At 65.0% G+C, this 21,884-nt stretch carries 23 protein-coding genes; 14 read left to right on the top strand and 9 right to left on the bottom strand.

Annotated elements, in window-relative coordinates; all coding sequences use genetic code 11:
• Positions 1-68: 68 nt before the first annotated feature.
• The 3 genes from ABIB90_RS00970 to ABIB90_RS00960 form a co-directional block, all read right to left on the bottom strand.
• Entirely contained in the window at positions 69-1,538 is a 1,470-nt protein-coding gene (locus ABIB90_RS00970) for a D-alanyl-D-alanine carboxypeptidase family protein (RefSeq protein WP_354199964.1), read from the bottom strand.
• A gap of 199 nt (positions 1,539-1,737) precedes the next feature.
• Positions 1,738-3,534, bottom strand: a complete 1,797-nt coding sequence (locus tag ABIB90_RS00965; RefSeq protein WP_354126866.1) for a glucan ABC transporter ATP-binding protein/ permease — start codon at positions 3,532-3,534, stop codon at positions 1,738-1,740.
• 84 nt (positions 3,535-3,618) lie between these two features.
• The gene (locus tag ABIB90_RS00960) at positions 3,619-4,665 is read right to left on the bottom strand and encodes an ABC transporter substrate-binding protein (RefSeq protein ID WP_219680602.1); all 1,047 of its coding nucleotides are present in this window, start codon (positions 4,663-4,665) and stop codon (positions 3,619-3,621) included.
• A gap of 224 nt (positions 4,666-4,889) precedes the next feature.
• Here ABIB90_RS00960 and ABIB90_RS00955 point away from each other — a divergent pair, with 224 nt between their 5' ends.
• The 7 genes from ABIB90_RS00955 (at position 4,890) to ABIB90_RS00925 (ending at position 10,352) form a co-directional block, all read left to right on the top strand.
• Positions 4,890-5,261: a hypothetical protein gene (locus ABIB90_RS00955; protein WP_007597488.1), complete on the top strand. Its 372-nt coding sequence runs from the start codon at positions 4,890-4,892 to the stop codon at positions 5,259-5,261.
• 119 nt (positions 5,262-5,380) lie between these two features.
• Positions 5,381-5,785 carry a phosphoribosyl-ATP diphosphatase gene (gene hisE, locus ABIB90_RS00950; RefSeq protein ID WP_219680599.1) on the top strand — a complete coding sequence of 135 codons (405 nt, stop codon included), beginning with the start codon at positions 5,381-5,383 and terminating at the stop codon, positions 5,783-5,785.
• A gap of 45 nt (positions 5,786-5,830) precedes the next feature.
• A complete protein-coding gene (locus ABIB90_RS00945) occupies positions 5,831-6,433 on the top strand; it encodes a YqaA family protein (RefSeq protein ID WP_219680596.1) in 603 nt (200 codons plus the stop codon).
• Positions 6,434-6,480: 47 nt separating this feature from the next.
• The gene (locus ABIB90_RS00940) at positions 6,481-7,017 is read left to right on the top strand and encodes a hypothetical protein (protein ID WP_007597483.1); all 537 of its coding nucleotides are present in this window, start codon (positions 6,481-6,483) and stop codon (positions 7,015-7,017) included.
• Positions 7,018-7,047: 30 nt separating this feature from the next.
• Complete coding sequence (locus tag ABIB90_RS00935; RefSeq protein ID WP_007597482.1) at positions 7,048-8,448, top strand: aspartate ammonia-lyase; 1,401 nt, start codon at positions 7,048-7,050, stop codon at positions 8,446-8,448.
• 150 nt (positions 8,449-8,598) lie between these two features.
• Positions 8,599-9,567: an NAD(P)H-dependent flavin oxidoreductase gene (locus ABIB90_RS00930; RefSeq protein ID WP_354199963.1), complete on the top strand. Its 969-nt coding sequence runs from the start codon at positions 8,599-8,601 to the stop codon at positions 9,565-9,567.
• Between the two features lie 11 nt (positions 9,568-9,578).
• Entirely contained in the window at positions 9,579-10,352 is a 774-nt protein-coding gene (locus ABIB90_RS00925) for a thioesterase family protein (RefSeq protein WP_354199962.1), read from the top strand.
• 36 nt (positions 10,353-10,388) lie between these two features.
• Here the strand turns inward: ABIB90_RS00925 and ABIB90_RS00920 are convergent, their stop codons facing one another.
• Complete coding sequence (locus tag ABIB90_RS00920) at positions 10,389-11,951, bottom strand: AMP-binding protein (RefSeq protein WP_354199961.1); 1,563 nt, start codon at positions 11,949-11,951, stop codon at positions 10,389-10,391.
• A 108-nt stretch (positions 11,952-12,059) separates the two neighbouring features.
• Between ABIB90_RS00920 and ABIB90_RS00915 the strand changes: the two genes are divergently transcribed.
• From ABIB90_RS00915 to ABIB90_RS00900, 4 genes are all read left to right on the top strand, one after another.
• Complete coding sequence (locus tag ABIB90_RS00915) at positions 12,060-13,025, top strand: NAD(P)H-dependent flavin oxidoreductase (protein WP_007597476.1); 966 nt, start codon at positions 12,060-12,062, stop codon at positions 13,023-13,025.
• Between the two features lie 163 nt (positions 13,026-13,188).
• Positions 13,189-13,437 carry a hypothetical protein gene (locus tag ABIB90_RS00910; protein ID WP_007597474.1) on the top strand — a complete coding sequence of 83 codons (249 nt, stop codon included), beginning with the start codon at positions 13,189-13,191 and terminating at the stop codon, positions 13,435-13,437.
• Positions 13,438-13,569: 132 nt separating this feature from the next.
• Complete coding sequence (locus ABIB90_RS00905; RefSeq protein WP_354199960.1) at positions 13,570-14,280, top strand: hypothetical protein; 711 nt, start codon at positions 13,570-13,572, stop codon at positions 14,278-14,280.
• 86 nt (positions 14,281-14,366) lie between these two features.
• Positions 14,367-15,086, top strand: coding sequence for a hypothetical protein (locus ABIB90_RS00900; protein WP_354169229.1), 720 nt, complete (start codon positions 14,367-14,369; stop codon positions 15,084-15,086).
• 85 nt (positions 15,087-15,171) lie between these two features.
• On the opposite strand, the gene ABIB90_RS00895 is transcribed toward ABIB90_RS00900, so the two are convergent.
• The gene (locus ABIB90_RS00895; protein ID WP_007597470.1) at positions 15,172-15,396 is read right to left on the bottom strand and encodes a cysteine rich repeat-containing protein; all 225 of its coding nucleotides are present in this window, start codon (positions 15,394-15,396) and stop codon (positions 15,172-15,174) included.
• Between the two features lie 235 nt (positions 15,397-15,631).
• Between ABIB90_RS00895 and ABIB90_RS00890 the strand changes: the two genes are divergently transcribed.
• Entirely contained in the window at positions 15,632-15,913 is a 282-nt protein-coding gene (locus ABIB90_RS00890) for a hypothetical protein (RefSeq protein ID WP_007597469.1), read from the top strand.
• A 115-nt stretch (positions 15,914-16,028) separates the two neighbouring features.
• Here ABIB90_RS00890 and ABIB90_RS00885 read toward each other — a convergent pair whose 3' ends face one another.
• The 4 genes from ABIB90_RS00885 to ABIB90_RS00870 all read right to left on the bottom strand — a co-directional run bounded on the left by ABIB90_RS00885 (position 16,029) and on the right by ABIB90_RS00870 (position 19,590).
• The gene (locus ABIB90_RS00885) at positions 16,029-17,966 is read right to left on the bottom strand and encodes an ATP-binding protein (RefSeq protein ID WP_354199959.1); all 1,938 of its coding nucleotides are present in this window, start codon (positions 17,964-17,966) and stop codon (positions 16,029-16,031) included.
• Positions 17,963-18,646 (bottom strand): response regulator, encoded by a 684-nt coding sequence (locus ABIB90_RS00880; protein ID WP_219680579.1) that lies wholly within the window; start codon positions 18,644-18,646, stop codon positions 17,963-17,965. The genes ABIB90_RS00885 and ABIB90_RS00880 overlap by 4 nt, the downstream gene beginning before the upstream one ends.
• A gap of 253 nt (positions 18,647-18,899) precedes the next feature.
• Positions 18,900-19,133, bottom strand: a complete 234-nt coding sequence (locus ABIB90_RS00875; protein WP_354126860.1) for a hypothetical protein — start codon at positions 19,131-19,133, stop codon at positions 18,900-18,902.
• 154 nt (positions 19,134-19,287) lie between these two features.
• Positions 19,288-19,590, bottom strand: a complete 303-nt coding sequence (locus ABIB90_RS00870) for a hypothetical protein (RefSeq protein WP_354126859.1) — start codon at positions 19,588-19,590, stop codon at positions 19,288-19,290.
• A 203-nt stretch (positions 19,591-19,793) separates the two neighbouring features.
• On the opposite strand from ABIB90_RS00870, the gene ABIB90_RS00865 reads away from it, so the two are divergent.
• Complete coding sequence (locus tag ABIB90_RS00865) at positions 19,794-20,456, top strand: response regulator transcription factor (RefSeq protein WP_007597464.1); 663 nt, start codon at positions 19,794-19,796, stop codon at positions 20,454-20,456.
• Positions 20,456-21,877 carry a sensor histidine kinase gene (locus ABIB90_RS00860; protein ID WP_007597459.1) on the top strand — a complete coding sequence of 474 codons (1,422 nt, stop codon included), beginning with the start codon at positions 20,456-20,458 and terminating at the stop codon, positions 21,875-21,877. The genes ABIB90_RS00865 and ABIB90_RS00860 overlap by 1 nt, the downstream gene beginning before the upstream one ends.
• Positions 21,878-21,884 lie beyond the last annotated feature (7 nt).

Genomic DNA, 21,884 nt, shown 5'->3' with positions numbered 1-21,884 from the left:
ACCGGAATCCTCGCAAACGGCGCTGCCGCAAGTGCGAAGTGCGGCGCGGTCTCGTCTCGCGTCGGCCGTTAACTGTTGTTGGCCGGCTTGGCGGGCTTGGTCGCGGCCTTGGGCTTGGCGGGCTTGGTTGCCTCGCCGCTCACCGCAGGCTTTGCCACCGCATCGGGCTTGGCTGCGGCATGCTTGGTGCCGGCCGGCTTGACTGCGGACTTGCCGTCGGCCGGCTTGGCGGCCGCCACCGGCTTGGCATCGGGCTTCGCCGCCGCCGTCTTGGCATCCTTCGGCTTGTCTGCTGGCTTGTCTGCTGGCTTGTCTGCCGCGTCGGGCTTTTTGGCGACGCGCGACTTCTTGCCACGCGGCTTTGGCGTGGCCTGCTGGTCGGCATCGGCCGCGACCGCCGCGATCAGGGCGGTCCCGGTGCGGGTCGGACCGGTATACACCAGCACGGGCTCGGCCGCCGCCGGGGCCGAGGCCATCAGCTCGGAGGCCTTCATCAGGGGCGGCTGAAGCCCGGCCGTGAAGAAGGTGACCTGGGCTTCGCCGCCCGTGGCCGAGGCGGACCCGGACGTGCCGCCATTGGTCGCGATCAGCGCGTCGTCATCGTCGCTGGCCGGCCGCTTGCGATGGCCGCCGCACATGTCGTCACGCAGGTTCGGCGGCGAGGCGTCGACCGGCACCAGCTTGTCGACCGTGCCGAGCGAGGGCCGGAGCCAGGTGAGATTGTCTTGCGAGAAGCCGCGCTCCAGCAGCTGCGCTGCTTTCACCGCGCGCGCGGTCCCGGAGTTGGCGCCCAGCACGACGGCGATCAGCCGGCGGCCGTTGCGGGTGGCCGATGCGACGAGGTTGTAGCCGGAGGCGCAGATGAAGCCGGTCTTGAAACCGTCGGCGCCGGGATAGCGGCCGATCAGCTTGTTGAAATTGCCGGTGACGCGCTTGCCGAAGCGGATAGCCGGAATGTGCACGAAATACTCGTACTCGGGCAGGTCGCGCAGGAACGAGCGCGCGAGAATGCCGAGATCCCGCGCGGAGGTGATCTGTCCGTCGGCGGGCAGGCCGTTCGGATTGACGTAGCTTGTCTGCGTCATGCCGAGCTTCTGCGCGGTGTCGTTCATCAGCGCCGAGAAGCCGTCGATCGAACCGCCGACGCCTTCGGCGAGCACGACGGCCATGTCATTCGCCGATTTCACCATCATCATCTTGAGTGCGTTGTCGACGGTAAGCTGCGTTCCCGGTCGAAACCCCATCTTCGAGGGCGACTGCGAGGCTGCCGTCGGCGACACCGTGAGCAGTGTGTCGAGTGTGAGCTTGCCGTCCTTGACCGCCTTCAGCGTCACATAGGCAGTCATGATCTTGGTGACGGAAGCCGGATACCAGGGAATGGTCGCGTTTTCCGCCTGCAGCACCTTGCCGCTATCGGCCTCGATCAGGAGCAGCGCTTCGGCGCTCGCCGCGCGCGGCACGAGCAATGCGCCGCATGCGAGTGCCGCGGCGAGCAGGTTGAACAAGGATTGACGAAGCAGCGGGCGAAGAGCGTGCACTATCCGATTCCGGTCCTTGGAGACCCGCCGGTTCCGGTCGGCTCTCGTGATCTGATGTTCGGTTCTGAAATCCAGCGCCGCCGCTTGCGGCGCCGCAAACCTATACCGGCTGGTGCGTCGGGAATAGGGGCATCAGCGGGGTATTCCGCAATGAAATGGGCCGAATTTCGACGATACGATGGGGACTTGCCAAGGCTTGCTAAGGCGATTTGGCGGCAGTCGCAGCAGCCTCAGCCGCTGTCACGCTGGCCCGTGCGCTCTCCTGAACCATGAACTGGGCCCTGGCGAGGTCGGCGAAATGGCCGCCTTTGGCCACGAGTTCATCAAAAGTTCCGCTTTCGATCACACGCCCGTTCTCGAATACCAGGATGCGCGTGGCATTGCGGATGGTGGAGAGACGGTGGGCGATCACGAAGGTGGTGCGGCCCTTCATCACTTCGTCGAGAGCGGTATTTACCTTCGCCTCGGTGACGGCGTCGAGTGCGCTGGTCGCCTCGTCCAGGATCAGGATCGGCGGATCCTTCAGCAGTGCACGGGCGATCGACAGCCGCTGGCGCTCGCCGCCGGACAGCATGCGGCCGCGCTCGCCGGCATTGGTCTCGAAGCCGCCGCTGCGCTCGATGAATTCGAGCGCCTGCGCACGCTCCGCCGCCTTGCGCATCTCGGCCTCGGTGGCATCAGGCTTGCCGACGCGCAAATTCTCCGCGATCGAGCGGTTGAACAGCAGCGCCTCCTGAAAGACCACGCCGATGTTCCGCCGCAGCGATGTCAGCGTCACCCCGCGCACGTCCATGCCGTCGATCCTGATGAAGCCGGACTGCGGATCGAAGGCGCGATGCAACAGCGCAATCGCGGTGGATTTTCCGGCGCCGGTCGCGCCGACCAGCGCGATGGTCTGGCCGGGAAGCGCGGTGAAGGAGAGATCCTCGACCGCCGGCCGCTTGCCGTCATAGGAGAAGGTGACGTCGTTGAATTCGACGAGGCCGGAGAGCCGACCCGCATCGATCGCGTCGTGCCGGTCGTGCACCGCAGGCACCGCATCGAGCACGTTGAAGAACTCGCGCAGGCGCGGGGCTTCCATGAACACGTTGTTGATGAAGCTCACGACCTGCTCCAGCTTCTGGATCAGAAGCGTCGCGAAGCTCACGAACATCACGATCTCGCCGACCGAGGTCAGCCCCTGGTCGTGCAGCGCGATGCCGAAAGCGAAGATCGCGAGCACCGTGATCGTGGTGGAGGCGCGCGTGATGACGGTGACGAGCGCCCACCACGACAGCACCGGCATCTGGGCTGCAAGCAATTGGTCGGCAACGGAGCGCAAACCCTGTACCTCGGATTCGACGCGGACGAAGCTCTGCACCAGCGCGACATTGCCGAGCGCATCCGAAGCGCGTGCGGAGAGCTCGCTGTATTGCTCTTCGACGTCCATCTGCATGCCGAATGTCTTGCGCACCACGAAGGTGGTCAGCGCGGTGAAGACGATGCAGAGCACGAACAGCAGGATTGCAAGCCGCCAGTTGAGGTAGAGCGACAGCGGCAGCAGCACCACGACTGAGAGGATCGCAGCAAAATGCTCGCGGAAGAAGCCCAGCCACAGCCGCCACAGCGCATCGGTGCCGTTGAGCATGACCTTCATCAGCCGGCCCGAATGGGTGCCGGAGTGGAAGGTCAGCGGCAGTTGCAGGATGTGCTCGAAATAATCCGTCAGGACCGCTTGCCGCTGCCGGTGGGAGAGCCGGTCGGCCTGCAACGCCACGAGCGCGCTGCAGGCGATGGTGAACAGTCCGAACGCAACCCATGCAACCAGGAACGGCCAGGCCGAGTTGGAGCCTGCGACCGTCTTGCCGGAGAGCACGTCGACGATCCGGCCGAACAGCACCGGCTCGGCGAATTGCGAACCCGCAAGCAGGAGATTGACGATCGCGAGCAGCCAGCCCAGCCGTGCCTCCTTGCCGAGCAGCTCGAGAACACGGGTGTAGAGGCGGAGAATGGGCATGGGCGAGGAGCTCGGGCGGCTGGAGTGAGCCCATACTCTAATCAGGGATCGGCTGCGAGATATAGCGGAAGCTGTCGGTTTTGCTCAGTTGATCAACCGCCCTGCGAGCGGCGGCAGGAAGCCGCCGTCGAAGATATCGTCCGCCGCCGGCCGTTTGCGGAATTTGAAATCCTGCCCGATCTGGTCGATCGCGCGATCCATGCGCGCCGGGTCGATGTCGCCGAGGCCGTTGCGACGGACCTCGTCGGTCAGGATGTTGTCGACGAGGACGGTGCGCAGGCGCTCCAGCTCAAGATCGCGGTCGCCGTCCTCAATGCGGCTCGCGGCCTCGTCCGCCGCGCGCGCCGGGTCCTTGACGGTCGCGTTGATGCCGGCAATCAATGCGCGGACGAATCCCTTCACGCTGTCCGGCCTGGACGCGGCGAAAGCCGGGTTGACCACGACGGCAAAGCCATAGGCCTCGCAACCATAATCGGCATAGCGAAGCGCGACGAGATCGCCGCCTGGCACGCCGCGGTCGCGCAGGTTCACTGCCGAGAGATAGCTGAAGCCGGCGACGGCATCGACCTGTCCCGCGGAGAGGATCGGCTCGCGCACCGCGGCGCTGATCTTGTGGAATTTCACGTGAGCCGTGTCGATGCCGTTCTGCTGCGCCAGCGCCGGCCACAGCCGCATCGACAGATCGCTATCCGCGACGCCGACGGTCTTGCCGTCCAGGTCGGGCATGAGGTGGATGCCACGGCTCCTGCGGGCGACGATCGCGTAGGGCGCGCGGTTGAACAGCACGAACACCGACTTGACCGGTGCCGGATCCTTGTCGCGGAAGCGGATCAGCTCGTTGATGTCGACGAGCGCGAACTCGCTATCGCCCTTGGCGACGCGCGCAAGCGCCTCCGGCGATCCGGCCGCGCTGCTGAAGGAGACGTTGAGACGTTCGGCGCTAAAGCTGCCGTCCTTTGCGGCAAGAAAAAACGGCGCCATGCTCGCATCGATCGGGCGGTCGAAGGTGAAGTGGATTGCAATGGAGGGCGCGACGGTCTCGGCCGCGGTAGCATCGCGCGCAGTCAGCGCCGCAAGCAAGATTGCAAGGGCCGGCAGGCAACGAAGGGCAGTGGTCCTGAATCCGAACATCAGTGGCGCCGGTCCCGCATTGTGGTTCGTGACGCTCGCAGCGCCGGCGGGCGTAGCAGTCTGTTTGCGCCAATATGAACGGCGGATGAGCGGCGGTTGCGTCACGATCACGCAACCCCGTTCAGCTTGTGTTGGGGTTGGGGAACCCAACATGGGATGCAGGTGTTTGAGAGACACGAGCCTGTCATCAGGCACCATTCGAGGTCCCAAGGAGGGTCCAGGACATGTTTGACAGATTTTCAGGATTTGCCGGCCGTAAGGCCCTTCTCGCTACCGCCGCGGTGCTGGCGCTGACCGCAATGACCCCGACCGCTTCATACGCGGGCGGCCGCCATTGGCATGGTGGCGGCGGCGCGGCCTTTGCCGGCGCGGCCATTGCCGGTGCTATCGGCACCGGCCTCGCAATCGCCGCGACCCGCAATGCCTACGCCTATGACGACGGCCCTTATTATGGCGGTCCCGCCTATTACAGCGGCCCTGCCTATTACGGTGATGGCCCGTATTACGGACCCGGCCCGAACTACCAGTATCAGCGCTACGGCGGCACCGCTCCGTCGGAGCTTTGCGGCCAAGGCTACCACACCAACTGCTACTAGGTTTGGCCGCAAAAGGTTGACCACAAACGGGCCGTCGTGCTTGCCGCGGCGGCCCATTTTGGGCTTTTACTATCGCGCGTTAACGCGCTCGCCATGGGTTTAGAGTAGTTTCGAGTACCATGAGTGATTCGCTTGAGCGGCTATATCTGGCTGTGCTCGCGGCCAGGGACCTTGATCCGGCAACATCGCGCACCGCGCGGCTGTTTCAGCGCGGCCCGTCAAAAATGGCGAAGAAACTGGCTGAAGAGGCCATCGAGGTCGTCATCGACGCGGTCAACGGCGATAGCGAAGCCGTGATCCGGGAAAGCGCCGATCTACTCTACAATCTGATCGTGCTATGGGCCTCGGCCGGCGTGCGCCCCGAGGACGTCTGGCGCGAGATGACGCGGCGTGAAGACATGCTCGGCATCGCCGAGAAGCTGCCGAAGTCGGCGATGAAGCTGCCCAAAGTTGCGTCACCGCGGGTCGCCGCCAGGCGGCCTATCGTCGCGCTCGAAGGCCGCAGCGCGCGCAAGCGCCACTAGTATTGGCACAAATCGGTCCCATCTCGGCATGGACAAATCCGTCCCATGGTGCTTCATCGCGGCGCCATGCTGAAACGTATCTACGACTGGTGCATCGACGCCGCTCACAAGCCTTACGCGCTCTGGATCATGGGCGCCGTGGCTTTCGCTGAAAGCTCCTTCTTTCCCGTCCCGCCGGACGTGATGCTGATCCCGATGTCACTGGCGCGCCCGCAACGCGCCTGGGTCTATGCGGCGATCTGCACTGCGACGTCGGTGCTGGGTGGTCTGTTGGGCTACGCCATCGGTGCGCTGCTCTTCGACTCGGTCGGCCATTGGCTGATCGAGGTCTATGGCCTCGGCGGCAAGGTTGACGCCTTCCGCGCCTCCTATGCCGAATGGGGCGCCGTGATCATCCTGCTCAAGGGCCTGACACCGATCCCCTACAAGCTCGTGACCATCACGTCCGGCTTTGCCGGCTACAATATCGGGCTCTTCATCCTGTGCTCGATCGTGGCGCGTGGCGGGCGCTTCTTTATCGTGGCGATCCTGCTCAACCGCTACGGCGACTGGATCCGGGTCAAGATCGAGAAGCATCTCGGATTGGTGGTGGCAATCGGCGCTGCGGTGCTCGTGCTCGGCTTTGTCGTCGCAATCAAGTTGATCTAACTCCAAGGCGCTTTGCCGCCGCGCCTCGTTCGGCTACGGTTGCCGTCATGATGCTTCGATCCGGCAATCCGGTCCTGCGGCTGGGCACGCTGACATTTGCGGTGCTTTCGCTCCTGCTCGTTGCCGGCGGCACCGGATGGCCGCAATCCGCGCCGCCGGCGCTCGGCTTGCAGGAGCAAGGACCGCAGGCCGCACCGGCGCCCTCGACAGCTCCTTCGTCGCCGCCGGCGCATGAGGAAAATCCCGGGCTGATCAACGAAATGGGCAAGCTGTTCGACAAGCTGCCGTCGATCCTGCCGCCGATCAAAAGTCCGAGCGAGACCATGAACGATTTGTCGCGCCTGGCGAAGCCGTCGACCATGGTGTCGGGACGCGTCGCCTGTCCGGCCTCGTCGAACGGCGCGCCCGACTGCAAGCTCGCCGCCGACAAACTCTGCCAGAGCAAGGGCTACACGGAAGGCAAGAGCCTGAATGCCGATTCCGCGGAAAAGTGCTCGGCCAAGGTTCTGATCCCGGGCAGGCAACGCAAACCGGATGACTGCCGCACCGACACCTTCGTCACCAGCGCGCTGTGCCAGAACTAAGGACGTCGCGCGAGCAAGCAAGGAGCGCCCATGAGTCGCACGGAGCAGGACTTCCTCGGACAGCGTGAGATCGCCGACGACATCTATTACGGCGTCCAGACCATCCGCGGGAAGGAGAACTTCCACATCACCGGCATTCCGATGAACCAGGAGCCTTACTTCGTAAAGGCGCTTGGTTACGTCAAGAAGGCCGCCGCCATGGCCAACCGCGATCTCGGCGCGGTGGACACCAAAGTCGCGGAAGCCATCATCGTGGGCTGCGATCGCGTCATCGCCGGCGATATGATGGACCAGTTCGTCACCGACTTCATCCAGGGCGGGGCCGGCACCTCCACCAACATGAACGCCAACGAGGTGATCGCCAATCTCGCGCTGGAATCGCTCGGCTTTGCGAAGGGTGACTACCAGCACGTCAGCCCCAACGATCACGTCAATTACGGCCAGTCGACCAACGACACCTATCCGACCGCCTTTCGGCTGGCGCTGATCCTGCGGCTCGAGAGCTACATGACGGCGCTGCGTCAGCTCCAGGAGGCGTTCTTCGCCAAGGGCAGGGAGTTCGAGCGCGTGCTGAAGATGGGCCGCACCCATTTGCAGGACGCGGTGCCGATGTCACTCGGCGCCGAATTCCGCGGTTGGGGGACCACCATGGGCGAGGAGGTCGATCGAATCTCCGAGGCCCGTGCGCTGCTGCGCGAGATCAATCTCGGCGCCACCGCGATCGGCACCTCCGTCACCGCGGCGCACGGTTATCCCAAGCTCGCGGTCCGGCATCTGAGCGCGCTCACCGGCGTCGACTTCATCCTCGCCGGCGATCTCGTCGAGGCGACGTCGGATACCGGCGCCTATGTGCAGCTCTCCGGCGTTCTCAAGCGCACCGCGAGCAAGCTAACGAAGATCTGCAACGACATCCGCCTGCTCGCCTCGGGCCCGCGTGCCGGCTTCAACGAGATCAACCTGCCGCAGCTTCAGCCGGGCTCCTCGATCATGCCCGGCAAGGTCAATCCTGTGATCCCCGAGGTCGTCAACCAGACCAGCTTCCTCGTGATCGGGCTCGACACCACCGTGACGCTCGCGGCGTCCGCCGGTCAGCTCCAGCTCAATGTGATGGAGCCGGTGATCTCGTTCGCGCTGTTCTTCTCGATCCGCACCATGGAGCGCGCGGTCAACAGCCTGCGCGAGAATTGCGTCGTCGGCATCACTGCCAACGAGGAGCACACCCGCAACATGGTGCTGAATTCGCTCGGTATCGTCACGGTGCTAAAGCCGCTGCTCGGGTACAAGCAATGCGCCGAGATCGCGCGCGAGGGCTACAAGAGCGGCAAGTCGCTGCACCAGATCGTCGTGGTCGAGCGCAAGCTGCTGACCCAGGAGAAATGGGACGAGATGTTTTCGTTCGAGCGGCTGATCAATCCAGATTTGCTTGCCTGATGTCGTCGGTCCGCCCTGAATTCCGCGCGTTGGAATTGCGGTAACGGCGTCCTCCACGGCGCCAAAACGCAATACTTGACAGTGGAAAGATTGCCTTGTTGGTATGGCTCCCAACCTTCAATGCGTCTGCCAACAAAGGATCGTTCCGCAATGTCCATGCCTGCCTTGTTTAAGGGACGCCTGTCGATCCCCGTGATTGGCTCGCCGCTCTTCATTATCTCGGTGCCGGATCTCGTGATCGCGCAGTGCAAGGCGGGGGTGGTCGGCTCGTTTCCGTCGCTGAACGCGCGGCCGCCGGAGCTGCTCGACGAATGGCTGGCGCGGATCACCGAAGAGCTCGCCGCCTATGACCGCGCGCATCCGGACAAGCCGTCGGCGCCGTTCGCGGTCAACCAGATCGTGCACAAGTCGAATAACCGGCTCGATCACGACATGCAGCTTTGCGCCAAGTACAAAGTGCCGATGATCATCTCCTCGCTCGGCGCACGCGAGGAGCTGAACCAGGCCGTGCACGGCTGGGGCGGCATCGTCTTCCACGACGTGATCAACCAGAAATTCGCGCACAAGGCGATCGAGAAGGGTGCCGACGGCCTGATCCTGGTCGCAGCCGGCGCCGGCGGCCATGCCGGCACCATCTCGCCGCTGGCGTTCGTGGCCGAAACGCGAAAATGGTTCGACGGTCCGATCGCGCTGTCGGGCGCCATCGGCAACGGCAAGGCGATCCGCGCCGCGCGAATCCTCGGCGCCGACTTCGCCTATATCGGCTCGGCTTTCATCGCGACCAAGGAAGCCAATGCGGTCGAGAAGTACAAGGAGATGATCGCCGGCGCGACGGCCGACGACATCGTCTATTCCAACCTGTTCACCGGCGTGCACGGCAACTATCTGAAGCCGTCGATTCTCGCCGCCGGCATGGATCCGGAGAACCTGCCGACGTCCGATCCCTCGAAGATGAACTTCGGCACCGACGCCTCCGGCGAGCGCGCCAAGCCGAAGGCCTGGAAGGAGATCTGGGGCTCCGGCCAGGGCATCGGCAGCGTCGACGGCATTCTTCCCGCCGCCGAGCTGATCGCGCGCTTCAAGAAGGAGTACGACGAAGCGATCGATCCGCCGTTGTAATGGCCCTCCCAATGACGGCCATCTACCGCGTCGACGGCAACAGCGTCATCACCAGCCCGGATGCCGCCGGCCCGTGGGACCAGCGCATGCAGCACGGCTCGGCGCCGGCGTCGCTGGTGACGTGGGCCGCCGAACGCATCCCGACGCCAGTTGCAATGGACATCGCGCGCGTCACCATCGACCTGATGCGCCCGGTTCCGGTGGCGCCGCTCACGATCGCGACCGAGGTCTTGCGCGAGGGCCGCAAGATCCAGCTCTGCGGGGTCAAGCTGCTCGCCGACGGCGTACAGGTGGTCGGCGCCACCGTGCTCAAGATCAAGCGCCAGGCGCTGACGCTGCCCGATGACATCAAGGCACTGCCGGTTACGCTGCCGTCGCCGGAGGATTCGCTGCTCGAGGACGGTCATGCCGCCACCAGCCCGTTCGTGCGATCGGTGTCGATGCGCGCCGCGCGCGGCCGCTTCGGGCAAGCCGGCGCCGGCGCGATCTGGTTTCGCGTCGACCATCCCCTGATCGCAGGCGAACCGCTCTCGCAGGCGATGCGCGCCGTGGTCGCGGCCGATTTTTCCAACGGCACCGCCTCGTCGCTCGATTTCCGCGCCTGGACCTACATCAACGCTGACCTCACCGTGAGCTTTGCGCGCCAGCCGGTCGGCGAATGGATCCTGCTCGACGGTGATTCCTGGATCGGCCCCGATGGTGCCGGGCTTGCGATGTCGCGGCTGGCGGACCGGACGGGGTATTTTGGCCGCGCGGTGCAGAGCCTGGTGATCGAGAAGCGGTGAGGGCTGCGTGAGACTGCGCCGCGGCCGGGGCAGGAGCTACCCCACCATCCGGTCCCGCCCGCTCCAGAATTCCGCGCGCAGCACCTTCTTGTCGACCTTGCCGACGCCGGTCATCGGCAATTGCCTGACGAACTGGATCTGCTTGGGCGCGTGAGCCGAGCCCTTCCGCGTTCTCACCATGTTGATCAGCTCGTCGGCGTCAGGCGTAGCGCCCTCGCGCGGCACGACGATGGCAGTGACGGCTTCGCCCCATTTCTCGTCAGGGATGCCGACGACCGCGACCATGGCCACGTCGGCGTGCTGTGACAGCACGTCCTCGATTTCCCGCGGAAAGATGTTGAAGCCGCCGGAGACGATCATGTCCTTCTTGCGGTCGAGGATGAACATGTAGCCGCGTTCGTCCCTGCGCGCGATGTCGCCGGTATGGACCCATCCGTTCCGAAGCGTCTCGGCGGTGATGTCGGGCCGCTTCCAGTACTCCGCCATCGCGTGCGGGGCGCGCACGCAGATCTCACCGGCTTCGCCCGTCTTCACTTCTTGATCGTTGTCGTCGAGGATCCGGACCTCGCAGGCCGCGATCGGGAAGCCGCAGGACAGGAACAGTTCGGGCGTCCTGGGATCGTGATCCGCCTTGCGCAGCACCGAGATTGGATAGCATTCGGTCTGGCCGTAAAGCTGCGAGAACACCGGCCCGATCCGCTCGATGCCCTCGATCAAGCGGCTCGGCGACATCGCCGAGGCGCCGTAGAGCACCAGCTCGAGCGAGGAGAGATCGGTCCTGCTCAATGCGGGATGATCGAGCAGCACGTAGATCATGGTCGGCACGAACAGCGTGAAGTTGATGCGCTCGCGTGCGATCGTCGCCAGCACCGCCTCGGGATCAAAACCCTTCAGCATGTGCACGGTGCCGCCACGCATCAGGGTCGGCAGCACCTTCGTGCCGGCGACATGGCTGATCGGTCCCACCGCGAGGTAGCGCGCGCCATCGGGGATCTCGAAGTCGGCGAGGATCGCGGCCGCGGCCCCGGCATTTTCGCGGTGGTAGCGCAACGCGCCCTTGGATTTGCCGGTCGTGCCACCGGTATAATTCAGCGTGGAGAGATCGTCGGGGCCGGCGAGGCAATGCGCGCTGGCATGGCCTTCGATCTCGATCGCCTGCAACAGGTCGACGCCATAGGCGGCCGGTCCCATGGTGAAGACCGCCTTGAGCCACGCCGCCTGCGCGGCGAGTTCGCCGCCGCGATCTCGGAAGGCGGCCGCATCGACCACCAGCACCTCGGCCTCGGAATCCTCGAGCTGAAACAGCTGGTCTGCCCGCGATCCCAAAGGATGCAGCCAGGTGACGCAGAGCCGCGACAATTGCGCGGCGACGCCGGTGCACCATGTGTCGGCGCGGTTCGCGGTGAGGAAGGCGACCCGCGCGCCGGGCTGCAATCCAAGCCGCATGAACACGCCCTGGATGCGCCCGATCAGGTCGATGGTGCCCTGATAGCTCAGCGATCCGCCGGGCCACGCGAACGCGGTGCGGCCCGGATAGCGCGACAGCGCCCGCAGCGCCTGCGCGCAAGTCGGGGACGATGCGTAGAGCGGATCGGACATATGTTTCCTCGCTGCTTTGTCATCGGCTTCTGGCGTGCCAATGTTTATCGCGACGCTAGCACAGGGAATGCGGGATGGAACGACTAAGCCCGCGCGAGGGAGGCATGCGTGACGTCAGATCGGCTGCAACATTTCCACGGTCGTCTCGCCCTGCCGCTGATTGCCGCGCCGATGTTTCTCGTGTCGGGCGTCGAGCTCATGGTAGCTGCCTGCCGCAACGGCGTGATCGGCAGCTTCCCCAGCGCGAATTGCCGTAGCACCGAACAACTCGATGAATGGCTCACCGACATCGAAACGCGGCTGCTGCGGCACGAAGATCAAACCGGCCGCAAGGCCGCGCCGCTTTGCCCAAACCTGATCGTGCACCGCTCCAATGCACGGCTGCAGCAGGATCTCGCCGTGTTGCTGCACCACAGGCCGGAGATCGTCATCACTTCGGTCGGCTCCCCCACGCCGGTGCTGAAGCCGCTGCACGACGCCGGCGCATTGGTGCTTGCGGATGTTGCCTCGATCCGCCACGCCGAACGCGCGGCGGAAGCAGGTGCCGACGGGCTCGTGCTGCTCACTGCGGGCGCGGGCGGCCAGACCGGCTGGCTCAACCCGTTCGCCTTCGTCCGCGCGGTGCGCGCGTTCTACGATGGCATCATCGTGCTCGCGGGGGGCATCAGCGACGGCTACGCATTGCGCGCGGCCGAAGTCCTCGGCTGCGATCTCGGCTACATGGGTACAAAGTTCATCGCGACCCACGAGAGCATGGCGGATGATCGTTACAAGCGGCTTCTGGTCGAGAGCAGCGCCGACGATATCCTGCTGACCACCGCATTCACGGGACTTCAAACCAGCATGCTGAAGCCGTCGATCGTCGCCGCGGGTCTCGATCCCGACGATCTGCCGGCGCGCGGCGCGATCGACATCGGCAAGGACATCGACGTTACCGCACGAGAGAACCGGCCAAAGCGCTGGCGCGATATCTGGAGCGGTGGGCACTCGACATCCGGCGTGACCGATGTGCTCGCGGTTGACGACCTCGTCGCATCAACGCTCGCGGAATACCGTGAGGCGGTGGAGCGGTAGACCCGGGCCCCTTTTCCGGAAGACCCGGGAGAGGGAAGGAGATACCGTCGCATCGGTCACAGTTAATCCCGCATGGCTCCGCAGCCCCACACTTAACGGCAGATTAACCATCGATCGCCCAGAATCCCCCTCAGGCGCCAATCAGGACCGAGAGGGACAGGCGATGGACTTCGACTTTCTCAACACCAAGACGGCGGCTTCGCTGGACGAAATTCGCATTCGCGTAGCCCATGCGCTGGCCCGCCATCCGCTGTGCCGCAACGTGCGCTTCGACATCGTCAGCGTCCCCCGCACCCGCCGGGGCGGCAATTGGACGGTGGCGCTGCAGTCGGTCGAGCCGCGTGGAGTTTGGGAGGCCTCGGAGATCGTGGCCGACATCCAGGACGCTTACGATCTGGCGCTAGCTGCCTGATTTTGTTGATCTTTCTAGGTGATGTCGCCGCAGTCCGCGCGATTGCCGCCGCGATGGCACGGTTAAGCCTTAATTTTCGCCCAGTTTCCGGGCAGTGATCACGTGGACTTGAAGCCGGTTGCGGAGAGACGTTTGTCGAAAGCCATCACCATCGTCGTGCTGACCTGCTTCCTCGTCCTCGGCGCCGCCACCACCGCCATTCTCGGCCGCGACAGCGTGCCCAGCGTCAGCGCCGAAATGATCACGCAGGCGCCGCCACCCAAGCCGCTTGCAACCAATCGGGCGGCCAAGGCTGACCGTCTGGTTCCGACGCTGGCGCTGGCCTCGGCCGCCATCGACCCGGTCCAGGTTCCGGCCGACAAGCTCTCGCAAATGCCCGTGCTGACCGAGCCGCTGCGCCAGGCGTTTGCCGCCGCCACGCCATCCGATTTCCCGATGCCCAAGGCGAGCGTGAACGAGGCTCCGGCCGCTGCAGAGATTCCTGCCGTCGAAGTCCCGGCCAAGCCGAAGGTCGTTGCCAAGCCGCAGCCGCAGAAATCCTATTCGCTCCTGTCCGACGTGCAGATCGCGGGCATCAGGGACCGTCTGAAGTTGTCGTCGTCGCAGGAATATTACTGGCCCTCGGTCGAAACCGCGCTGCGCAACGTCGTCCGCAAGATCTCGGCAAACAAGCTGTCCAATCCGAACGTGCAGGGCGTGCCGATCGATCCCAATTGCGACGAGGTCCAGCAGTTGAAGTCGGCCGCGATGCCGCTCCTGTTCCAGCTGCGTGACGACCAGAAAGAGGAAGTGCGCAAACTCGCCCGCATCATCGGGCTCGAGAAGGTCGCGCAGCAGATCTGACGCGCAAGTTCCTTCCGGAACTGCGCCTGTATCGGGAACATCAGGCAATCGAGAAGCGTTGCCCGCTCCAAAGAGGGAGTGGACCAATGCGCGCCTCGACAGCCTATTTCGTCGGTGCAGGAACCATCGTCGCAGCCATCGCCATTGGTCTCGGCGGCGGCATTGTCGCCGGCAATATCATGAATCCGGTCTCGCCCAAGCAGGGGCCTGATACCAGCAAGATCGCGCAGCGCGCTGACGCCAAGCCCGCCACGACGGACGCGCCATCCGAGCGCCTGCAATATCTCACCGGCTCGCAAGCATTCGGCGCCATGGTCGCCGCGCCAGCGCAGGCCGAAGCCAAATCCGACGCCAGATCCGACGCGAAGGCCGAGTCCAAGCCTGAGGCAAAGTCCGAAGCGGTGAAGCCCGACACGCAGACCACTCAAGCCAACGCTGAACAGCCAGCGCAACAGCCTTCGCAAGCGGCCGCGGTGGAGCCCCCGAAACCGCCACCGGCGTCGCCTCCGCAAGTCGCAAAGCCTGCCGAGCGACAGGCATCGACAGAGCCGTCATCCGACAACGCCTATGCCAAAGCCAGGGATTCTGACGTCAAGCGCGCCACGTCTGAACGGCGCCGGACGGAGCGCCGTGAGCGCTGGGCCGAGCGCCGTCATTACGATTTCCGCGAGCCGCGTGGTATGCGCGACCGCACCGATTGGGACGACGTCGCGCGCAACATCCGCGAAGATGCCGATGCACGCGACGTCCCGAGCCGGCCGCACGGCGGTTTTCCGCAGATCAGGCTATTCGGAGACGACGATTAGCGTCCATCCTCTATGACCGGCGCATCGACGTCTATAGCCTGACGGCATTGGCGCCGGCGAGGTTTGTGCTGTGGATGGCGAGCACTTACCCGCCGTGTGACTCCACGACCTTGCGGCAGCCGTCGGAAAGCTTCGACTTGTTCTCGCGCAGGCAGGCATTCATCTGCGGCGGCTTGCCGATGTGTTCGGCGCAGAATTTGCTCGCGTCGCTTCGGCAGGTCATCTGCTCCTGCGGCGTCGGACCCGATTGTGCAGCGGCGGTCTGGGCGGTAGCGGCGAGCAGCAGCACGGCAAGAACCGAAATCTTCATAAAACACCTCCTTGGGAATGTCGTTGGTCCCTCCTGGGATCAAGTGGGCCGGACCATCTCGCGAGCCCCGGGCGCAGGTCCATGCCATGTTCATGGCATCGGCCAGCCCGTCCCGCCGCCGTACCCCCATTTTCATGGCATATATCAGCGCGCCGTCTTTTGTCATTCAGGCTGCACGTCGGCTGCGAGACCCGGTGATTGCATCGGGCCGCCGAACGGGAAGCAGGAGAGCAAGATGTCGAAAAGAGCGGGAGCGCTGAGCGCCGGGCTGACGATTTTGGCGCTGGCAGGTGCGGCGATGGTTTCGTTGGGCACGAGCCCGGCGCAGGCGGTGGTCTATTGCAAGACGGTCGGCATACCCAAGGGCTGCGTGGTGCGGCCGACAGCGGCAGTGGTTGTTGCGCCGGCCGCCGCGGTCGCGGTCGCGACACCCGGGGTCGGTGCGCCCGGTGTCGGCGTGCGCGCGGGCACGCCGATGAATCGCGGTGGTCCGGTCAATCGCGTCGGCGTGCGCTGAGAAAGACAAAGAGTTCGGGCGAAGGAGCATTGCGGACGACCCCCCGTCCTCCGCAGGCAAATCATCCGGCCCGTCCCTCTCTCCGCGCGTCCCACACGTTCGGAGAGGGGGCTTTTCAGCCGACGGCGGCATCGCTGTCGGGGAAAACCTGCGGCAATTGCAGCCGCACGCGCGTGCCTGAGGAATCCGAGCTCAGATCGAGCATCGCCCCGCAGCGCGCGGCACGGCTCCTCATGTTGCGAAGGCCCCGCGCGGTCTGGCTCGCGTCGGTGGCTCCGCCGCTGCCGACCGGCGCAGAACCGTTCGCAAAGCCCTTGCCGTCATCCGCGACCTTGATCACACCGTACGGTCCCTGACCTTCGTCGACCGTCTCGATGGTGACCGCGATGCGGCGGCCCTCTGCGTGCTTGACCGCATTGGTCACGGCCTCGTCGAGGATGCGCACGATCTGGATGACATGCCATGGCCTGAGCTCGGGATGCAGCGGTAGCCCCTGCGGCGTGGCCACGTGCCAGTCGAGTGCGATGTCGTGCGGTCGCAATTGCGCGGTCGCGCGCTCGCGCCAGGAGCCGAGTGCGAGCATCAGGTCGCCGCCGATGTCGTCCATGGAATCGATGACGAGGCGGAGGTCCTTCAGCGCCGCACGGGCGGCGTCGGTGATGGTCGCGCCCTCGTGCCCGCGCTCGGACAGTGCCACGATGCTGATGAGCTGGCCGCCGAGGCCGTCATGCAGGTCGCGCATCAGCCGCGTGCGCTCATTGGCGAGCGCGGCGGCCCGTGCACGCTCCTCCTCGCGGGCAAAGCTCGCCTTCAGCCGCTCCTCAGCCTCGCGTACGCGCGTCACGAGCTGGTCGGCAAAGCTGTCGACCTGGTTCAGCGCGCGCGCGAACCGCCAGGTCAAGCCGGCGCCGATCGCGACCAGCATCGCCGAATAGGACAGGCGCGAGAGGAAGATGCGCTCGTTGGTCACGATCTCGAACACCGACAGCATGTCGTGGACCCAGCAGATCAGCACGATGGTCACCGCGCAGCCGAGCGTGAAGCTTGCCGCGTCCTGCCGCCGCACCACCGCGGCAGCGGTGACGCAGGCCATCAGGAGCAGGCAGAGACCGACGGTGGGAATGCCAAGCAGGAGAAACAGAATGCGCGGCAGCGGCGGGCCGGCGATCAGTCCGACACCGAACACGACGAGCCCCGGTGCGAACAGCAGCATGCCGTAACGCGGCCAGCGCCAGCCGAAGAACAGCACGCCGAAGACGACGACCAGGGCGCTCTCGATCGGTGCGGACGCGAGCAACACCGCGGCGAGCCGGGACGTGTTGACGGGGGGCACCGGTGGCGGCGCGAAGGCCTGCACCACGCCGAGTACCATCGCCACGGCGAGGACGCCGTAAACCGGCTCGCGGCGGCGCATCAGCCACATGATCGCCAGGATGACGGCGAGGATCGACTGCCAGGCGGAGAACACCACGGGCAACGTGACGAACATCAGCGTGCGTGTCTCGTAGGCCGGCCGCAAGGCTGCATCCGGGCCGACATAGACGGTGTCGAGAAAGCCCTTGAGCGGTCCCCAAACCAACAGCCGCACCGTGATCTCGTTCGCGCCCTCGCGCAGCAGCGAGGACGGGATTGACGCGATCTGGGGAGTGTTGCGGTCGGGCCGGTTGGCGTTGGCATCGCGTCGGGAATCCAGGATGACGACGCCGTTGATTGCGACTTCCACCGCGTTGCTGAAGCGCGGCAGGAATACCGACCATCCCGACGCCACGTCGCCGCGGCGGAACGTGAAGGTGCCGGTGTAGAGCGGCGGGTCGGCCAGGGAATAGCGTGACGACGTGAAATGCGGCAGCGTCACCGGACGTGCCACGCCGTCCTCGCGCAGCGAGAATTCGCTCAGGGCAAAGTCGTCGGGGTCGCTGGGCTGGAGCAGCCGCAGCCCGAGGACGGTCGCGACAACTATGAGCGCCTGGAGCAGCAGATAGGGTACGAGGCGCGAGACCAGCAGCCGGCGCCGCGCGGGTTTGACCGGTGCCTTGGCCGCGATCTCGCTCACAGCTTGATCAGGCCCTGCTGCACCGCTTCGAACACCGCTTCGCTGCGGGTGTGCACTTCTAGCTTGCGATAGATGTTCTTGATGTGGCCGGGCACGGTCTGCCGGGACAGGCCGAGATGGCTCGCGATCTCGGCGTAGCTGAAACCTTTGGCGATGCCCCAGAGGATGTCGATCTCGCGCGGGGTGAGCCTTGCGGTGTTGAGCGCGGGACCAGGCGGAGGCTCGGCCGCATTCTGCGCGGAACCTTGCGTTCTGCGCACGATGAAGCGGGCGATCGAGGCCGAGATCGGCGAATGGCCGGCGACCAGATCGCGCACGGTGGTGGCGATATCAGTGGGGAACGCATCCTTCAGGAGATAGCCGGTGGCGCCGACCGTGATCGCGGAGATCACACTCTCTTCGTCACCGAGCGCCGAGATCACCATGATCTCGGTGTCGGGAAAGCGTTGCCTTGTCTCGCGGATCAGCTCGACGCCGTGGCCGTCGGGTAGCCGCAGATCGGTGAGCAGCACGCGCGGTGCCCGCTCGCCGAGCCCGGCGCGGGCCTCTGCGAGCGTGCCGGCGCTGCGCACCTCGTAGCCGGCCTTGACCAGCGCGTCGTGGAGCCGCCAGCAGGTCGGCGCGTCGTCCTCGACGAGGAGGATGGTGATGGCCTCACCCGTCTCGCCCTGTTCGGTCATGATCATCGCCCTGCACCGCGTGTCCCCCGCGGCGCAGGGCCAAGTTTAGCCGCGGTGCCGGCGCCGCGACACCCATAATCATGGGGGCGCATTGTCACTCTTCCGCGCCGTCGCGGACGCCGCCTACCGCTTTGCTGCGGCCGATAGCGTCGGCGGCGCGGGCAGATGCTGCACCCTGACCCGCGCCGTGCGGCGTTGCTCGCCCTGGGTTGAGGGGCTGGTGAGATCCTCGCGTCCGCCCAGGATGGCCCCTCTACGAAGCCTCTCCCCGCGGCGGCGGATATCGCCGGGCCAGCGCCGACAACGGCAAGTGTCGCTCGCCCTCCGGCAGCTCCAGATAGGCGAGCACGAGCGGCCGTTTCCAGTCACCGACGCCGAGATCCATCGTCATCCATTTCTGCGGTTCGGGGCCCTCGAGGCCGCGCACCCAGACGAAATAGCGGGGGAGATCGTCGGCTTCCGTTTCGGTCGCGCGTCTCCTGGCCATCAAAGCTGCTCGCTGCATCGATGCGTGTTGCCACACGATATAGGGACTGGCCCGGCGAAGTCGAACCGCCGAGCGTGGGCGTGCCGGAAGCACGCGGTCCTCTGGCGAAGTGTCCCAAGGATGCGGATGCGAGCCGTACGGCCGCCCGCGCTTGTCACTGCCAGAGTTCGCAGGTCGCAACCCGGTTGATGTCCGCGAGCCGCCGGCTGGTGTCGCCCTCGAGGTCGAGGCTTGCGACCAGCGTCAGCAGGCGATGATAGGCGTCGTCAGCGACCTCGACGGGCAGCGGGGCCTCATCGAACGTCTCGACATAGCTGCCGACGAGGCCGCTCAACAGACGGCACAGGCCGCGCTGTTCGGGGTCGTCGCGGCCGAGCGTCTCGAGCTTTTGCTGAAAGATCCGGAACGTCCGCAGGCCGTGGTGCTGTTGCGAAAGCCAAGTGTGCAGGTCGTTCATATGAGCTCCTTCGAGTTGCGGAAGAAGCTACCGGTTTATACAGGCGGGATGTGACGATTGCTAGGGAGGGCGAGGGACTGGACGCGTTGACCCAGTCCGCTAGCCTCCGCGAGGAAGCTCCGATTTGATCTTTCGATACTGTGCTTCTAGCCTCACGGTAACGTCTCCCTCGCACGGGTGGTGCGAACGCAAGGGTTTGTTCAGTGAGGATTCTGATTGTCGAGGACGATGCCGCCATGGCGCGGGGCCTTGCCGAGCGGCTCAAGCTGTCCGGGTTCGCCGTCGATATCGAGTCTGACGGGGCTTCGGCGGCGCAGACCGCCTTGCTGGAACCCTACAGCCTCATCATCTTGGACATCAACCTGCCGAACGTGTCGGGTTTCGGCGTCCTGCACAAGATACGGCAAGCCGGGTCGACCGTTCCGGTCATGATTCTGACTGCCCGTTACGCGACCGGCGATAAGGTCAGCGGCCTCGATCTTGGCGCCGACGATTATCTCTCCAAGCCATTTGATATCGCCGAATTTGATGCCCGCGTTCGTGCGCTCGTGAGAAGGGGACAGGGGCTTCCCAATCCAACCTTGATCTGTGGCCCGCTCGCGTTCGACCGCGCCGCGGGCACGATTACATTGAGCGGCCGGCCGCTTGAATTGCGACGGCGCGAGTTCGCCGTGCTGGAGGTGCTGATGACCCGCGCCGGCAAAGTCGTCTCCAAGGAGCGCCTGATCGCGGAGGTGTTTGGCTTCGACGAGGCGGTCGCGCCGAACGCGGCGGAACTCTATGTTGGTCGCGTTCGCCAGAAACTCGGTCCCGACGGGCCGCGGATCCGCACCGTCCGCGGGCTAGGGTATCTGCTGGAGGTATAGTGATCGCCACCTGGCGGCCGTCGTTGAGGCGAACACTCCTCACCAATCTGGTGGCGCCCGCCATTGTATTGGCGATGGTGCTTGGAATCGGCGGTATGTTGCTGATTCAGCGGGTTGTCCAGACAGTCCATGACCGGTTGCTCGATGGGTCGATTCTCGCCATCGCCGAACGTGTCGGCGTGGAAGATGGCGAACTGACCGTCGACTTGCCGCAGGTTGCGCTCGGCATGCTGGAGAGCCAGTCGCACGATAGCATTTACTACAGCGTGACTTACCTCGGCGAATTGATCACCGGTTACAAGGATCTTCCGCTCGCCGGGTTCGATCGATTGAAGGCTGGCGAAACCGGACATCGCGATGGCGCGTATCGCGGCAAAACGGTTCGTATCGGCGCGCAGGCGCGGCAGGTCTACGGCAGGCCAGGGCTGGTCCTCGTCGCAGTGGCCGAAACGGTGCAGGCGCGCCGCGTCGTCGAACGTGAAATGCTGATCGGACTGGCGATGCTCGAGGCAGGCTTGATTAGCCTCATCGCTTGCCTCGGCTGGTACGCGGTCGATCGAGGCCTGAGGCCGCTTGGCGAACTCAAACAAGAAATCGACGCGCGCGGCATCCAGGGCGGTCCAAATCTCAGTCCGCTTGACCTTTCCCGGGTGCCGCAGGAAGCTTTAGCACCGGCGCTCGCGGTAAATTCCCTGCTACAGCGGCTGGATCTGGCCATTGGACTGGTGCGCCGATTCACCGCCGATGCCTCGCATCAGATGCGAACGCCGTTGGCGATATTGCGAACGCATCTCGATCTGGTGCGACGCCTGGGGTCGGAGACGCCGGCGGGCCAATCTGCCCTCGACGAGGTCGATAACGCCATCAACCGCCTTGAACGGCTGCTCGAGCAGCTCGTGACACTGGCTCGGGTCGACGAGCAGAACATTGCGCAACCGGCCGCGGAGAACGTTGACCTGAACGAGGTCGCCTTCAATGTCCTGTCGGAGCGTGCCCCACAGGCGTTCGCGCGCGACATCGACGTCCAGTTCGATCGATTTGACGGTCCCGCGGTCATCGCCGGCAATACCGTCCTGATTGGCGAATTGCTGGCAAACCTGATCGACAATGCCATCCGCTACAACCGACCCGGCGGGTTGGTCCTGGTTCGCGCGGTTGTTGACGCCACGACCGCGCGGATTGAAGTCGAGGATACCGGTCCGGGAATTCCGGAGGCCCATCTGGCCCGTGTCTTCGAACGCTTTTATCGGATTCCGACGGCGAACGGCCCTGAGGGTAGCGGCCTTGGACTGGCCATCGTGAAAGCGTTGTCGGACCGTCTCGGGGCTCAAATCGTGCTTGCACCTGGCCCGGAAGGCCGGGGCCTGCGGGTTTCCGTGAGCTTTCCTCTTGCCAAGCGTGATGGTGAAAGCTCAAGTTGAGGCCTGA

Source organism: Bradyrhizobium sp. JR4.1 (genome assembly GCF_040548605.1).
GTDB lineage: Bacteria > Pseudomonadota > Alphaproteobacteria > Rhizobiales > Xanthobacteraceae > Bradyrhizobium > Bradyrhizobium canariense.
Note: the sequence above shows the minus strand (reverse complement) of the source record. Positions and strands in the feature narration are given on the sequence as shown.

What these genes read in the sequence shown, in the direction of transcription:
- ABIB90_RS00925 (WP_354199962.1), top strand. Translation starts at nt 9,579, where the DNA reads ATGACGGCCATCTACCGCGTCGACGGCAACAGCGTCATCACCAGCCCG.
- ABIB90_RS00910 (WP_007597474.1), top strand. Translation starts at nt 13,189, where the DNA reads ATGGACTTCGACTTTCTCAACACCAAGACGGCGGCTTCGCTGGACGAA.
- ABIB90_RS00935 (WP_007597482.1), top strand. Translation starts at nt 7,048, where the DNA reads ATGAGTCGCACGGAGCAGGACTTCCTCGGACAGCGTGAGATCGCCGAC.
- ABIB90_RS00940 (WP_007597483.1), top strand. Translation starts at nt 6,481, where the DNA reads ATGATGCTTCGATCCGGCAATCCGGTCCTGCGGCTGGGCACGCTGACA.
- ABIB90_RS00955 (WP_007597488.1), top strand. Translation starts at nt 4,890, where the DNA reads ATGTTTGACAGATTTTCAGGATTTGCCGGCCGTAAGGCCCTTCTCGCT.
- ABIB90_RS00920 (WP_354199961.1), bottom strand. Translation starts at nt 11,951, where the DNA reads ATGTCCGATCCGCTCTACGCATCGTCCCCGACTTGCGCGCAGGCGCTG.
- ABIB90_RS00960 (WP_219680602.1), bottom strand. Translation starts at nt 4,665, where the DNA reads ATGTTCGGATTCAGGACCACTGCCCTTCGTTGCCTGCCGGCCCTTGCA.
- ABIB90_RS00880 (WP_219680579.1), bottom strand. Translation starts at nt 18,646, where the DNA reads ATGACCGAACAGGGCGAGACGGGTGAGGCCATCACCATCCTCCTCGTC.
- ABIB90_RS00875 (WP_354126860.1), bottom strand. Translation starts at nt 19,133, where the DNA reads ATGGCCAGGAGACGCGCGACCGAAACGGAAGCCGACGATCTCCCCCGC.
- hisE (WP_219680599.1), top strand. Translation starts at nt 5,381, where the DNA reads ATGAGTGATTCGCTTGAGCGGCTATATCTGGCTGTGCTCGCGGCCAGG.
- ABIB90_RS00895 (WP_007597470.1), bottom strand. Translation starts at nt 15,396, where the DNA reads ATGAAGATTTCGGTTCTTGCCGTGCTGCTGCTCGCCGCTACCGCCCAG.
- ABIB90_RS00890 (WP_007597469.1), top strand. Translation starts at nt 15,632, where the DNA reads ATGTCGAAAAGAGCGGGAGCGCTGAGCGCCGGGCTGACGATTTTGGCG.
- ABIB90_RS00945 (WP_219680596.1), top strand. Translation starts at nt 5,831, where the DNA reads ATGGTGCTTCATCGCGGCGCCATGCTGAAACGTATCTACGACTGGTGC.
- ABIB90_RS00900 (WP_354169229.1), top strand. Translation starts at nt 14,367, where the DNA reads ATGCGCGCCTCGACAGCCTATTTCGTCGGTGCAGGAACCATCGTCGCA.
- ABIB90_RS00930 (WP_354199963.1), top strand. Translation starts at nt 8,599, where the DNA reads ATGTCCATGCCTGCCTTGTTTAAGGGACGCCTGTCGATCCCCGTGATT.
- ABIB90_RS00870 (WP_354126859.1), bottom strand. Translation starts at nt 19,590, where the DNA reads ATGAACGACCTGCACACTTGGCTTTCGCAACAGCACCACGGCCTGCGG.
- ABIB90_RS00965 (WP_354126866.1), bottom strand. Translation starts at nt 3,534, where the DNA reads ATGCCCATTCTCCGCCTCTACACCCGTGTTCTCGAGCTGCTCGGCAAG.